This is a genomic window from Modestobacter sp. SYSU DS0290 (assembly GCF_054050955.1).
Genome location: NZ_JBJHAI010000001.1, coordinates 121,437 through 134,573, shown reverse-complemented (window position 1 = coordinate 134,573; position 13,137 = coordinate 121,437). Strand labels below are relative to the sequence as shown.

The following is a 13,137-nucleotide window of genomic DNA, read 5'->3' as shown; positions in this document are numbered from 1 at the left end:
GGCTCAGGTGTACGGGCTGTTGTAGATCACGAAGTAGATGGCGATGTAGTGGCAGAGGGCGGCCACGATCGTCATGGCGTGGAAGACCTCGTGGTAGCCGAAGGTGCCCGGCCAGGGGTTGGGGCGCTTGCTCGCGTAGGCGATCGCGCCGGCGCTGTAGAGCAGGCCCCCGGCGGCCAGCAGCACCAGTGCGGCGACGCCGGCCAGCCGCAGGATGTCGGCCAGCACGAACACCGCGGCCCAGCCCAGCGCCAGGTAGATCGGCACCCCCAGCCAGCGGGGCGCGGTCGGCCAGATCACCTTCAGCGCCACGCCGAGCGCGGCCCCGGACCACACGGTCGCCAGCAACCACCAGCCGGTGGGCTCGGGGACGGCCAGCAGCGCGAAGGGCGTGTAGGTGCCGGCGATGAACACGAAGATCATCGAGTGGTCGGCGCGCTTCATCAGCTTCCAGCCGCGGGGGGACCAGCGGCGGCGGTGGTAGGTGGCGCTCACCCCGAACAGCCCGAGGATGGTGACGCAGTAGAGCGCGACCGACCAGCCGGCGCGAGCGCCCTGGGCGGCCGCCAGCGGGATGAGCACGGCGCCGGCGACGATCGACCCGAAGAAGGCGAACAGGTGCAGCCAGCCGCGCATCCGGGGCCGGGTGTCGGGGTGGTCGAAGTCCTTGTCGCCGTAGTCGGCGACGCTCCAGCGGCCGTCCTGCTCGACCGCCTGGACCTCCGCGCCCTCGCGGCCGACGGTGTCCAGGGCCTGGTCGAGCGGGCCTTCCACCTCAGCGCCGTCGGTCTGCACCCGGGCGGGTTCACGACGGTTCAGCGGTGCGCTCATGAGGCGAGGTTACGAAGCCGTAGGTCCGCTGGCACCTCCAGGTGGCGGGAACCTCCCTGCCGGTGTCCGGCCGCGCGTCCAGCCGTCGGGGCCGACGGGTCCTAGGGTGAGCGCCGTGGGGGTGCGAGCGAGGGTCCGGAACGTGCTCACCGCCCTGTACGAGCGCCGGCTGGCGCGCGGTCTGGTCGGTGCCGACACCCCCCGCCACGTCGGGGTGATCATCGACGGCAACCGCCGGTGGGCCCGGGCGATCGGGCTGGAGGACGTCAGCGAGGGCCATCGCCGCGGCGCGGACAAGATCGCCGACCTGCTGCGCTGGTGCGACGAGGCCGGCGTCGAGGTGGTCACCCTCTTCCTGCTCTCGACCGACAACCTGCAGCGCCCCGAGCCGGAGCTGACCCCGCTGCTGCGGATCATCGAGGGGGTCGCCTGCGACCTGGCCGGCCCGGACCGCCGCTGGCACCTGCGGGCGGTCGGCGCGCTGGAGCTGCTGCCGGCGGAGACCGTGGCGGTGCTGAAGCAGGCCGAGGAGGACACCCGCGACCGGCCGGGTGCGTCGGTCAACCTGGCGGTCGGCTACGGCGGACGGCGGGAGATCGCCGACGCCGTCCGGTCGCTGCTGGCCGAGCACGCCACGCGCGGGACGACGCTGGACGAGCTGGTCGAGGTCCTCGACGTCGACCACATCGCCGAGCACCTGTACACCCGCGGCCAGCCCGACCCGGACCTGGTCATCCGGACCAGCGGCGAGCAGCGGCTGTCGGGCTTCCTGCTGTGGCAGACCGCCCACTCGGAGTTCCACTTCACCGACGTCTACTGGCCGGAGTTCCGCCGCGTCGACCTGCTGCGGGCGCTGCGCGCCTACGCCGCCCGGCACCGCCGCTTCGGTAGCTGACCGGAGCGGCTGAGACACTGCCGGGCATGACCGCCGGCGCTCTCGACCTCCCGCTGGAGTACGTGCGACTCGGGCTGCGCTTCGACCGGCTGGAGCCCGGCTTCGTCGACGCCTACACCGGCGACCCCCGGCTGCGCGCCCAGGTCGCCGACGAGCCGGCGCCCACCCCGGCCGGCCTGCGCGACCAGGCCCGGGCGCTGCTGGCCGAGCTGGACTCCGCCGCGCTGCCCGCCGCCCGCGCCGAGTTCCTCCGCGGCCAGCTCACCGGGCTGGAGTGCTCGGCCCGGAAGATGGGCGGGGAGCCGGTCGGCTACCTCGTCGAGGTGCGCGCCTACTTCCAGGTGGACGTCGCCCTCGGCGACCCGGCCGAGTACGCCGCGGCGCACGAGGCGCTGGGCGAGCTGCTGCCCGGCAGCGGCACGCTCGCCGAGCGCTACGCCGCACACCGCCGCCGGGAGGAGTGCCCACCGCAGCGGCTGGAGGCCGCCGTCCACGCGCTCTCCTCCGCCCTGCGGGACCGGGTGCGGGGCCGGTACGGCCTGCCCGAGGCGGAGACGGTCCGGTACGAGGTGGTCACCGACAAGCCGTGGTCGGGCTTCAACTACTACGAGGGCGACTACCGGTCGCGGGTGGCGATCAACGCCGACCTGCCGCACCGGATGGCCCAGCTGCCGCACCTGGTCGCCCACGAGTCCTACCCCGGGCACCACACCGAGCACTGCCGCAAGGAACGCGGCCTGGTCGAGCGCGACGAGCACGCGGAGCACACCGTCTTCCTGGTGAACACCCCCGAGTGCCTGATGGCCGAGGGGCTCGCCGACCTGGGCCTGGAGGCCGCCGTGGGCGAGGGCTGGGGGGCCTGGTCCGCCGAGGTGCTCGGCGACCTGGGGCTGCGGTTCGACGGCGGGCTGGCGGAGCGGGTCGCGGCCGCCGCGGCTCCGCTCAACCGGGTGCGGCAGGACGCCGCGATCCTGCTGCACGACCGGAACGCCGACGCCGACGAGGTGATCCGCCACCTGCAGCAGTGGGCGCTGGTCAGCCACGACCGGGCGGTCCAGCAGCTGCGCTTCCTCACCGATCCGCTGTGGCGGGCCTACATCACCACCTACGTCGAGGGCTACGACCTGCTGGCGCGGTGGCTGGCGGCGCGGCCGGTGGACCAGCCGGTGGCCGACCGCTTCGTCCGGCTGCTCGACGAGCCCCTGACGCCGGCGGTGGTCACCACCGAGCTCGCGGCCGCCTGACCGTGCCGGCGGGGGAGGACGCCGCCCGGGAACGGCGCACGCTGGGGCTGTGGACGGCGGGCTGGCTGTTCGTGCTGCTGGTGGCCGGGCTGCTGTGGCTGGGTGACCTCTCGCTGCAGTGGCCGGTGCTGCTCGTGCCGGTGCTGTGGGCCGCCCTCGCCGTCCGCCCGCGCCGCGAGGGCTGACCCGGGCGGTGTTTCGGGCAGGCGAACAGCCGGTGGCGAACGTCTTCCGACTCACCCCATCGCGTGTCACGGCGGCGCGTTCGTCGGTGCGAGGGCCTAGCGTCCGCAGTGGACGGGGAGCCCGCCTCGCCGTCCACGGGAGGCCCGGTTGGTGCGACAGCGAACGTCGACCAGAGGGGCCGGATCCCGGCCCCTGCGCCGGGACCCGGTCACCTTCGAGCCGGGGTGCGCTCTGCCAGCAGGGTGGCGCCCCACGGGAGTCGATTCGTGAGCACTCGCCGTCGCACGTACGTCCTCGACACCTCCGTCCTGCTCTCCGACCCAGGCGCTCTGCTGCGCTTCGAGGAGCACGAGGTGGTGCTCCCGCTGGTGGTCATCGGGGAGCTGGAGGACAAGCGGGACCACCCGGAGCTGGGCTGGTTCGCCCGGCAGACGCTGCGCCGCCTGGACGACCTGCGCGTCCAGCACGGCCGGCTGGACGCCCCCGTCCCGGTGGGTGAGGCCGGTGGCACGCTGCACGTCGAGCTCAACCACAGCGATCCGTCCGCGCTGCCGGCCGGCTTCCGCAACGACAGCAACGACAGCCGGATCATGGTGGTCGCGCTGAACCTCGCGGCCGAGGGCCGCGACGTCTGCCTGGTGACCAAGGACGTGCCGCTGCGGGTGAAGGCGGCTGCGGTCGGGCTGCCCACCGAGGAGTACCGCGGGCTGGGCATCGTGGACGCCGGGTGGACCGGGATGACCGAGCTGTCGCTGGACGACGCGGAGATCACCGAGCTCTACGACGCCGGGTCGGTGTTCCTGCCGGCCGCGGCCGAGCTGCCCACGCACACCGGCCTGGTGCTGCTGTCCTCCCGCGGATCGGCGCTGGGCCGGGTGACCCCGGACAAGCACGTGCGTCTGGTGCGCGGGGACCGGGAGGCGTTCGGCCTGCACGGTCGCTCGGCGGAGCAGCGGATCGCCCTCGACCTGCTGCTCGACCCCGAGATCGGGATCGTGTCCATGGGCGGGCGCGCCGGCACCGGCAAGTCGGCGCTGGCGCTGTGCGCCGGCCTGGATTCGGTCATGGAGCGGCGGGCGCACAAGAAGGTGGTCATCTTCCGGCCGCTGTACGCCGTGGGCGGGCAGGAGCTGGGCTACCTGCCGGGCAGCGAGGGCGAGAAGATGGCGCCCTGGGCGCAGGCGGTCTTCGACACCCTGGGTGCCCTGGTCTCCGGCGACGTCGTCGAGGAGATCCTCGCCCGGGGCCTGATCGAGGTGCTGCCGCTCACGCACATCCGCGGCCGCTCGCTGCACGACTCGTTCGTGATCGTCGACGAGGCGCAGTCCCTGGAGCGCGGGGTGCTGCTGACCGTGCTGTCCCGGCTGGGCACCAACTCCCGCGTCGTGCTGACCCATGACGTGGCGCAGCGGGACAACCTGCGGGTCGGCCGGCACGACGGCGTGACCGCGGTGATCGAGGCGCTCAAGGGGCACCCGCTGTTCGCGCACGTGACCCTGACCCGGTCGGAGCGCTCGCCGATCGCCGCCCTGGTCACCGAGATGCTGGAGGACCTCCCGCTCTGACCCGGGTCCTGCGGTACCGGGCCGGGCGCCGCACTTCCCACGCTCTTCGGTCGCTCTCCACGTGCTCCGGCGCGTGGGAAGAGCGCGAAGAGCGTGGGAAGCAGGTCATCGGAGCTGGCGGGTGAGTGCCCGGTCGATCCGGTCGACGACGACCTGCCGGGTGTCCAGCTCGGCCCACACCCAGCGGACGACGCCCCACCGCTCGTCCCGGAGGGCGTCCTCCCGCCGCTTCTCCTCGAACACGGCATCCCCGGGTGACTGCCCGGGACGGAGCAGTCGGCCGTACTTGACGCGGCCGTCGAACTCCCCGAGCAGCCGCTGCTGCCGCCAGCCGAAGTCGCTGCGGCCGACGAACCCGCCGTCCGAACGGCGAACCTCCACCTGGAGGTCGGGCACCGGCAGCCCGGCCTCGATCATCACCGCCCGGCTGCGGCTCTCCCCGATGCTCTCGCTGCGCCGATCCGCGGCGGCCACCACCCGCCGGGCCCCTCGGCTGCCCCGGTTGCCGCTCGCCGCCGTCACGACGTCGGCGAGCTCGGCGGGCGTCGTCAGGCCGCGGTGCAGTGCGGCGTCGGCCACGGCGAGCGCGGGCCCGAAGGGCAGGGAGCGCGCGAGGTCGACCACCGTGCGGGGCACGCTGGTGACCGCAAGTCCGTCCACCACCACTGCGTCGTCCGCCGCGAGGCGCGCGGCGTGGGAGTGCAGCCGGCTCTCCCGGACGGCGCGTGCGGGCGGCTGCCGGGTGACGTGCACGTGACCGAGCGGGACGGCCCACAGCGGGAGGCCGTGCACGACCGCGGCCGAGGCGTGACTCACCACCGCTGGGGTGCGCAGGCCGGCCACGGTGGCTCGCACCCGCAGGAGATGCCGCTGCCGGCGATCGAGGTCTCCCGGTTCCGGCAGGTAGGCGCCGCGCTGCAGCGTCGTCCACTCGCCGCGCCGGCGGAGCCGGCGGATCTCGTCGTCGACCAGGCCGCGGGCGAGCGCTTGCCGCCGCAGGACGAGACCCGGGGGGCCGGCCGTGGGATCCACACGCCCACGGTGCCGCCCCTCGGGGCGCCGGTCCGCAGCGCCGGGACAGTTGTGGACAACGCCGCGAGGGGTGGACGGCGGGGCCCCTCGGCGCCGGGTTCCACGCTCTTCGCCCGCGACCCCCGTGCTGCGGCGCATGGAACGCGGGTGAAGAGCGTGGGACGCGCGCGGGCGGGCCGGTCAGGAGGTGGTCGGCTGCTCGGGCTCGGGCACCGGCGCCGCGGCCGGCGTTCGCGGGGGACGGCGGGCCGGGGTGGTGGCCCAGAGCACCAGCCCGACGGCCACCCACCCGGCGCCCAGGCACCACAGCACGCGGGTGAGCACCTCGTCGGTGCTGAGGTCGCCCCGGAGACCGAGCGCGAGGACGGGGATGGCCAGCACGAAGCCGGTCACCAGCACGTCCTTGCGGAACGGGCCGATCACGCCTCCAGCTCCTCCAGTCGCTCGCACAGCAGCGAGGCCCAGCGGTGTGCGGTGGCCCGGGCCCCGTCGATCAGCGCCACCGGCACCTGCAGGTGGCCGAGGACGGCGGCCGGGTCAGCGGTGGAGTCGGTGTCCTGCACGACCACCGCGTCGACCCGGGGCAGCCCGTCGAGCCACGGCACCAGGTCCTCGGGCTTGCGGGTCGAGTCGAGCACGGCCCACACCGCGGTCGGCGACCAGACGGCCAGCATGTGCTCCAGCCACGGCCCGCCGGCGGTGCGCAGCGGTGCGTCGACGGCGACGATCGTGACCGTCCCGGCCGAGGCGCTGGCCCGGCGCCGCTCGAGCGCGGTCTCCAGGGAGCTGATCCGGCTCGCCTCCGGGGCCAGCTGCGCGAGCGCACCGGAGCTGGCCCACTGCACGGTTTCGGGGTCCAGCCGCAGCGTGAGCGCCAGGGCGCGCGCCGTCGCGAAGGTCTCCGCGCCCGGGCCGACGACCAGCAGCACCTCGCCCGGCTGGACGGGGAAACGGGGGGCCGGGGGCAGGTTCTCCACGAGGGTCCGGGTGAGGGCCGCGTAGACCCCGCGGGCGGCGACGTCGGCCAGGAAGTCGGCGCCGAGCAGGGTGTGCGGCACGCCGAGGGTGAGCAGCCGGATGACGAACTCCTCGGCGAGGCTCACCGCGTAGGGCTCGACCTCGGCCGACCGCACCGGCACCAGCCGGGTCACGGTGGCCAGCTGGCCCTCGGGCTCCGCGACGGGCGCGGGGTCGGCCGCCGGGGTCGGCGCGGCGGGCAGCTCGATGCGCACCGGCCGGGTGACCAGCGGCAGCCGGCTGCCGGCGGGGCGGACCGGGGGCACCGGCGGGCGGCCACCGCGCGCCGGCGGCACCGCGGGCCGGGACCGCAGCAGCGGCGGCGCGCCGGCGGGACCGCCGTGGTGCTGCGGGGGCAGCAGCGACAGCGGGGGGAGGACGGTGGTGGCGTCCAGCGGCAGCGGAGCCGGGTCGCTCGCGGTGCGGGCCAGCGCGGCCGACGCCAGGGGCGCGGCGACGCGGTGGTCCGCGAGGGGCTCGGCCTCCCGCGCGACGGGGCGCCGCGGCGCCTCCTCGACGAGGACGGCGTCGACGACGCGCTGCGGGCCGGTGGTGGCGGTGGTCCACTGGCCGCGGTCGTCGGTCCGGTAGGCGCCGGTGTCGTAGGCGCCGGTGGCGGACTCGTCGGCATCGAGGTTCCCGGCACCCGGGCCGTCGACGTCCTCGTCGAGCCCGGCGGGGGCGTAGGCCCACGGCTGCGGGACGTCGCGGACCGGGGGCACCGCGGGGCGTGCACCGGCCAGCCCGGGGAGCGCGAACTCCGTGGTCGCCGGCGCCTCGGGGGCGGCGGGGACCTCGGCGACCGGCTCGGGGAAGCGGTGCCGGCCGCGGCCGGAGCCGTTGGCGGCGAGGACCTGCTCGAGCAGGTCGGCGAGCTCGTCGTCGGCGCTGCGCACCGAGTCGACCATCGACTGCGGAGCTGCCCGGCGCCCGGCTTCCGCGGCGGCCTCCGCCTCCGCGGCCTGGCGGGCCTCCTCGGCCGCGGCCCGGGCGTTCGCCTCGGCGGCCTCCGCCTCGGCCTGCACCCGGGCGGCCTCGAGCCGCGCCGCCTCCAGCTGGGCGGCCTCGACGCGCGCGGCCTCCAGCCGGGCTGCCTCGGCTGCGGCGGCGGCCTCGGCCTCCTCGCGGACCCGGGCTGCCTCGGCGGCTGCCTCGGCAGCTGCGGCCTCGGCCTCGGCGCGGATGCGGGTGGCTTCGGCGGCGGCCTCGGCCTCGGCCTCGGCGCGGATGCGGGCCGCTTCGGCGGCTGCCTCGGCCTCCGCCTCGGCCTTGATCCGGGCGGCTTCGGCTGCGGCGGCGGCCTCGGCCTCGGCGGTGATCCGGGCTGCCTCCAGGCGGGCGGCCTCGGCGGCGGCGGCCTCGAGCCGGGCGGCCTGCAGCCGGGCGGCCTCGGCGGCCACGGCCTGGGCCGCGGCGGCCTCGATGCGGGCGGCCTCGGCGTCAGCGGCCTCGCGGCGGGCGGCGTCGGCCGCCGCGGACTCCAGCCGCGCGGCTTCGGCGGCGGCGGCCTCGGCCTCGGCGACGTCGGCGACCGCCGACTGCACCTGTGCGTCGCTGGACACCATCCGGGTGAGGGCGGCGGCGAACGGCGACGGGGCGGCGTCGCCGGTCGCCGGCTCCGCCTCCTGCGCCGGGGGCGCGGTGAGCTCGTCGGGCGACAGCATCAGGGTGTGCCGGGCGGGGGTGAAGGGCTTGGCGGTCGAGGCCGAGGCCGCCGGCTGCGCGGGGCGCGCGGCCTCGGTCGGCCGGCGCTGGCCCGCCGACGAGCCGCGAGACGGCGATGCCGGGGTGCGGGCCGGCTCGGCCGGCTGCTCGCGCAGGCTGGTGCCGAACAGCCCGGCGGCGGGCCGGGCGGCGGGGGCAGCGGCGGCGGACGGGGCGGCGGGCGACTCCTCGACCCGGGCCGCACCGACGCGCGAGTACAGGCCGGCGGCCGGCTCCTCGGCGGGCCCGTCGCCGAGCAGGTCGGAGAGCTCGTCCATCCGGTCGGCCAGCGACGGCTGGGCGGCGCGGGCGGCGGCGGCCGCGGTGGCCCGGCGCGGGGCCTTCGGGGTGGCCGTGGCGGGCTCGGGGGTGCGCGGCAGCTCGACCTCGGCGACGTAGCGCTCGGAGGCGAAGAAGCCGAACATCCCGCCGGACCGGATCCGGCGGACCCCGACGACGCGGGCGGCCGGCCCGAACTCCTCGCGTGCCGCGGCGATCGCCTCGTCCCGCGTGGCGGCCTCAACGGATCGCGACGGCACCGCTCACCACTCCCAGTGACTCGATCTGGGCCGTGCGGGACACCTCGTTGTAGGAGATGACCGACAGCCGGGGCAGGACCTGGCGGACCAGGCGGGACAGCGCGGCGCGCACCTGCGGCGAGCACACGAGGACGGGGGAGAGGTTCATCCGGTCGGCCTCCTCGAGGAGGTCGGTGCAGCCGCGGACCAGCGCGTCGACGGTGTGCCCGTCCAGCGCCAGGACCTGGCCGCCCTCGGTCGGCCGGACCGCCTCGAGCAGTCGCTGCTCGAAGGTCGGGTCCAGGGTGATCACGTGCAGCCGCTCGTCGGGGGTGACGTAGGGGTGGCTGATCGCCGCCCCGAGCGCCGAGCGCACCGCCTCGACCAGGCCGTCCAGGTCGGTGGAGATCTTGGCCCGCAACGAGAGCGCTTCGAAGATGCGGACCAGGTCGCGGATGGAGACGCCCTCGTCCAGCAGGGCCTGCAGCACGCGCTGCACCTCGCCCAGGCTGAGCAGCGTCGGGGTGAGCTCCTCCACGACCGCCGGGTGGGTGCGGCGGACCATCTCCACCAGCACCTTGACGTCCTCCCGGCCCAGCAGCGACGACGCGTTCTGCCGGACGACCTCCGCCAGGTGGGTGGTGATCACCGAGGAGCGGTCGACGACGGTGGCCCCGGCCATCTCGGCCTGGCGCTGCAGCTCGGCGGGCACCCACTTGGCGGGCAGCCCGAACACCGGCTCGCGGGTGGCCTTGCCGGGCAGCCCGTCGAGGTGGTCGCCGATCGCGAGCACCGTGCCGGCGGGGGAGCTGCCCTTGGCCGCGGGGACGCCGTTGAGCCAGATGACGTACTGCGACGCCGGCAGGTCCAGGTTGTCGCGGGTGCGGACCAGCGGGATGACCAGCCCGGTCTCCATGGCGACCTTGCGCCGCAGGGCCTTCACCCGGTCCAGCAGGTCCCCGCCGCGGGCGGTGTCGACCAGCTCGACCAGGTCGAAGGCGACCTCCAGCTCCAGCGGGTCGACCCGCATCCGGTCGGCGATCGCCTCGGGGGAGTCCGGCTGCGGCTCGGCCGCGGCGGCGTCGCCGGGCGTGCTCTCGTCGTCGTCCTCCTCGACCTGGTCGGTGAGCCGGGTGGAGATGAACAGGACCAGGCCACCGATCAGCAGGAACGGCAGCTTGGGCAGGCCGGGGATCAGGCACAGCGCCAGCGCGGCGAGGCCGGCGATCCGCACCGGCTGCTTGTTGCGGCTCAGCTGGCTGATCAGGTCCGAGCCCATGTCGCCCTGGGAGGCCGAGCGGGTGACGATCAGGCCGGTGGCGGTGGAGATCAGCAGCGCCGGGATCTGCGAGACCAGGCCGTCGCCGACCGACAGCAGCGAGTAGGTGGTGACCGCCTCGCCCGGCGCCATCCCGCGCTGCATCACGCCGATCGCGAAGCCGCCGATGAGGTTGATCAGCGTGACGATGATGGCCGCGATGGCGTCGCCCTTGACGAACTTGCTGGCGCCGTCCATCGAGCCGTAGAAGTCGGCCTCGGCGGTGACCTCGGTGCGCCGCTTGCGGGCCTGCTTCTCGTTGATCAGGCCGGCGTTGAGGTCGGCGTCGATCGCCATCTGCTTGCCGGGCATCGCGTCGAGGGTGAAGCGGGCGCCGACCTCGGCGACGCGGCCGGCACCGTTGGTGATGACGACGAACTGGATGATCGTCAGGATCACGAAGATCACCAGGCCGACGATCAGCGAGCCGCCGATCACGAAGTGCCCGAAGGCCTCGATGACCTTGCCGGCGTAACCGTCGGTGAGGACCAGGCGGGTCGAGGAGACGTTCAGCGCCAGGCGCATCAGCGTCGCGATCAGCACCAGGGACGGGAAGATCGCGAAGTCCAGCGGCCGCTTGATGTTCATCGCGACGAGCAGGATCAGCAGCGACCCGACGATGTTCAGGGCGAGCAGCAGGTCCAGCACGGGTGCCGGCAGCGGCACCACGAGCATCAGGACGATGGAGACGACCCCGATGGGGACGGCTGCCTTCGTCAGCTTGCCCACGAGACCTCTTCTCCTGTGCTGTGCGGTGCCGGCGGTGACCGGGGACGCCGCAGCGCCCCTCCACCGCCGTTCTCGGCAGTCCCGGGGACGCCCGGTACCGCACGGTGGAGCGCCACACCGGCAGTCACACCAGCGCCGCCGGCCCCAGGCACGGCCCCTGGCCGGGGTCCTTCATCAGCGGCGCCGTCCGGCCTTGGGCAGCCCCTCGATCGAGGGCGCCTCGAAACCCGGCCGGTGCACGCCGCCGCGCACCCCGCGGGCGGACAGGTGCATGACGAAGGCCAGCACCCGGGCGACGGCGGTGAACAGCTGGGGCGGCACCTCCTGGCCGATCTCGCACGACCCGTGCAGCGCGCGGGCCAGCGGCACGTCCTGCACCATCGGCACCCGGCACTCCTCGGCCCGGGCACGCAGCCGCGCGGCGACCTCACCGGCGCCCTTGGCGACCACCCGGGGGGCGCCCTTCATCGGGTCGTACTTCAGCGCGACCGCCACGTGCGTGGGGTTGACCAGCAGCACGTCGGCGTCGGCCATCTCCGACATCATCCGGTTGCGCGACATCGACAGCTGGGTGGCCCGGCGCTGGGCCTTCATGTGCGGGTCGCCCTCGGACTGCTTGTGCTCCTGCTTGATCTCGTACTTGCTCATCTTGAGCTTGGTCATCGTCTGCTTGCGGACGACGAGGTAGTCCGCGAGCGCGATCGCCAGACCGGTGAACCCGACGACGCGGAACATCAGCACGGCCGAGTCGGTGAACACCCGGGTGATCTCCGACAGCGGCAGGGCGCCGGAGGCGGAGACCAGGTGCTGGGCGTCGTCGGAGGTGACCACGATGACCGTGGCGAGCGCGACCGTCTTGATGATGGCCTTGACCGCCTCCCACAGACCGTGCGTGCCGAACATCCGCTTCATCCCGGGGAACGGGTTGAGCTTCTTCAGCGTCGGCTTCATCCCCTTGGTGGCGAGGGTGACCCCGCCCTGGGACGCGGAGGCCAGCGCGCCGATCAGCATCATGGCCAGCGCCATCGGCAGCAGGGTGGTGAGGAACGCGCTCAGCGCGCGCCCCATCAGCTCCGACAGCGCGGCCGGCTCCGGGTTGTTGGCCACCGCGCCGACCTGCACGAACAGCTCCTGCACGGAGTCGAACGCACGGCCCACCAGCATCGGCAGCAGCACGCTGGCCGCGGCGGCGCCCAGCCACGTGCCCAGTTCCTGCGTCCGCGGGATCTGGCCGTCCTTGCGGGCCTGCTTGAGCTTCTGCGGTGTCGGCTTCTCTGTCTTCTCACCGCCGGGCCCGTCCTTGGCCATCAGTCCTCACCTCCCCGGACGTCCACTAGCCGCTCCGCAGCGAGGTCATCGCCCGGACCGCGGTCTCCATCAGGGAGTCGAGCGCGGGCGGGAGCAGCGGGAAGGTGAGCCCCAGCAGGGCCAGGGTGGTCATGATCTTCACCGGGAAACCGATGGCGAAGATGTTCAGCGCCGGGGCCGCGCGGGACAGCAGCGCCAGCGCGACGTCGGCCAGCAGCAGCACCGCCACCATCGGCCCGGCGATCTGCAGCGCGGCCAGGAACATCATCGAGAACGCGGTGACCAGCGCCTCTCCCAGCTGGTCGGTGGGCAGGGAGCCGCCGACCGGGAGCCCCTGGTACGACGTGACGAAGCCGCGGACCAGCAGCAGGTGGCCACCACTGGTGAACAGCAGGGTGATCGCCAGCAGGTAGTGCAGCTTGCCGATGGCCGCGTTGGTGGTCAGCGACAGCGGGTCGTACGCCGGCTGCAGGGAGAAGCCCCCGGTGACGTCGATGAGGTCGCCGGCCAGCTGGACGGCGGTGAACAGCACCTGGACGACGAAGCCCAGCGCGGCCCCGATGACCGCCTCGGTGATCGTCGAGACGACGAGGAAGCCGGCGGTGATCTCCGGCAGGGTGCCCGAGAGCTGCGGGAACACGACCAGCGACAGCGCCACGGCGAGCGCGCCCTTGACCGCCAGCGGGATGCCGTTGGAGTTGAACGGCGGGGCCAGCACGATGAACCCACCGGCGCGCACGGTGGCCAGCAGGAGCGCGGCCAGCGTCGCCGAGGGGACCTGGAGGTCCAC

Annotated in this window: 11 protein-coding genes; 4 read left to right on the top strand and 7 right to left on the bottom strand. The window is 74.7% G+C overall.

What is annotated here, in order from left to right; all coding sequences use genetic code 11:
• Nucleotides 1-3: 3 nt before the first annotated feature.
• A complete protein-coding gene (gene trhA, locus ACI795_RS00725) occupies nucleotides 4-831 on the bottom strand; it encodes a PAQR family membrane homeostasis protein TrhA (protein ID WP_457073093.1) in 828 nt (275 codons plus the stop codon).
• Nucleotides 832-937: 106 nt separating this feature from the next.
• On the opposite strand from trhA, the gene ACI795_RS00720 reads away from it, so the two are divergent.
• The 4 genes from ACI795_RS00720 to ACI795_RS00705 all read left to right on the top strand — a co-directional run bounded on the left by ACI795_RS00720 (nucleotide 938) and on the right by ACI795_RS00705 (nucleotide 4,721).
• Entirely contained in the window at nucleotides 938-1,726 is a 789-nt protein-coding gene (locus ACI795_RS00720) for an isoprenyl transferase (RefSeq protein ID WP_457073091.1), read from the top strand.
• Between the two features lie 26 nt (nucleotides 1,727-1,752).
• Complete coding sequence (locus tag ACI795_RS00715; RefSeq protein ID WP_457073089.1) at nucleotides 1,753-2,970, top strand: DUF885 domain-containing protein; 1,218 nt, start codon at nucleotides 1,753-1,755, stop codon at nucleotides 2,968-2,970.
• A gap of 2 nt (nucleotides 2,971-2,972) precedes the next feature.
• Complete coding sequence (locus tag ACI795_RS00710; protein WP_457073087.1) at nucleotides 2,973-3,155, top strand: hypothetical protein; 183 nt, start codon at nucleotides 2,973-2,975, stop codon at nucleotides 3,153-3,155.
• A gap of 267 nt (nucleotides 3,156-3,422) precedes the next feature.
• A complete protein-coding gene (locus ACI795_RS00705; protein WP_457073086.1) occupies nucleotides 3,423-4,721 on the top strand; it encodes a PhoH family protein in 1,299 nt (432 codons plus the stop codon).
• Nucleotides 4,722-4,826: 105 nt separating this feature from the next.
• On the opposite strand, the gene ACI795_RS00700 is transcribed toward ACI795_RS00705, so the two are convergent.
• The 6 genes from ACI795_RS00700 to fliR all read right to left on the bottom strand — a co-directional run bounded on the left by ACI795_RS00700 (nucleotide 4,827) and on the right by fliR (nucleotide 13,137).
• Complete coding sequence (locus tag ACI795_RS00700) at nucleotides 4,827-5,753, bottom strand: type IV toxin-antitoxin system AbiEi family antitoxin domain-containing protein (protein ID WP_457073084.1); 927 nt, start codon at nucleotides 5,751-5,753, stop codon at nucleotides 4,827-4,829.
• 180 nt (nucleotides 5,754-5,933) lie between these two features.
• Nucleotides 5,934-6,176 carry a hypothetical protein gene (locus tag ACI795_RS00695; RefSeq protein WP_457073082.1) on the bottom strand — a complete coding sequence of 81 codons (243 nt, stop codon included), beginning with the start codon at nucleotides 6,174-6,176 and terminating at the stop codon, nucleotides 5,934-5,936.
• A complete protein-coding gene (locus tag ACI795_RS00690) occupies nucleotides 6,173-9,013 on the bottom strand; it encodes a hypothetical protein (RefSeq protein WP_457073080.1) in 2,841 nt (946 codons plus the stop codon). Before ACI795_RS00690 ends, ACI795_RS00695 begins: the two co-directional genes overlap by 4 nt.
• A complete protein-coding gene (gene flhA, locus ACI795_RS00685) occupies nucleotides 8,994-11,039 on the bottom strand; it encodes a flagellar biosynthesis protein FlhA (protein WP_457073079.1) in 2,046 nt (681 codons plus the stop codon). Before flhA ends, ACI795_RS00690 begins: the two co-directional genes overlap by 20 nt.
• Nucleotides 11,040-11,213: 174 nt before the next feature.
• Nucleotides 11,214-12,347 carry an EscU/YscU/HrcU family type III secretion system export apparatus switch protein gene (locus ACI795_RS00680; protein WP_457073077.1) on the bottom strand — a complete coding sequence of 378 codons (1,134 nt, stop codon included), beginning with the start codon at nucleotides 12,345-12,347 and terminating at the stop codon, nucleotides 11,214-11,216.
• Between the two features lie 25 nt (nucleotides 12,348-12,372).
• A complete protein-coding gene (gene fliR, locus ACI795_RS00675; protein WP_457073075.1) occupies nucleotides 12,373-13,137 on the bottom strand; it encodes a flagellar biosynthetic protein FliR in 765 nt (254 codons plus the stop codon).

Excerpts from the sequence above, each read along its gene's own strand:
- ACI795_RS00715 (WP_457073089.1), top strand. The coding sequence starts at position 1,753 with ATGACCGCCGGCGCTCTCGACCTCCCGCTGGAGTACGTGCGACTCGGG.
- ACI795_RS00680 (WP_457073077.1), bottom strand. The coding sequence starts at position 12,347 with ATGGCCAAGGACGGGCCCGGCGGTGAGAAGACAGAGAAGCCGACACCG.
- trhA (WP_457073093.1), bottom strand. The coding sequence starts at position 831 with ATGAGCGCACCGCTGAACCGTCGTGAACCCGCCCGGGTGCAGACCGAC.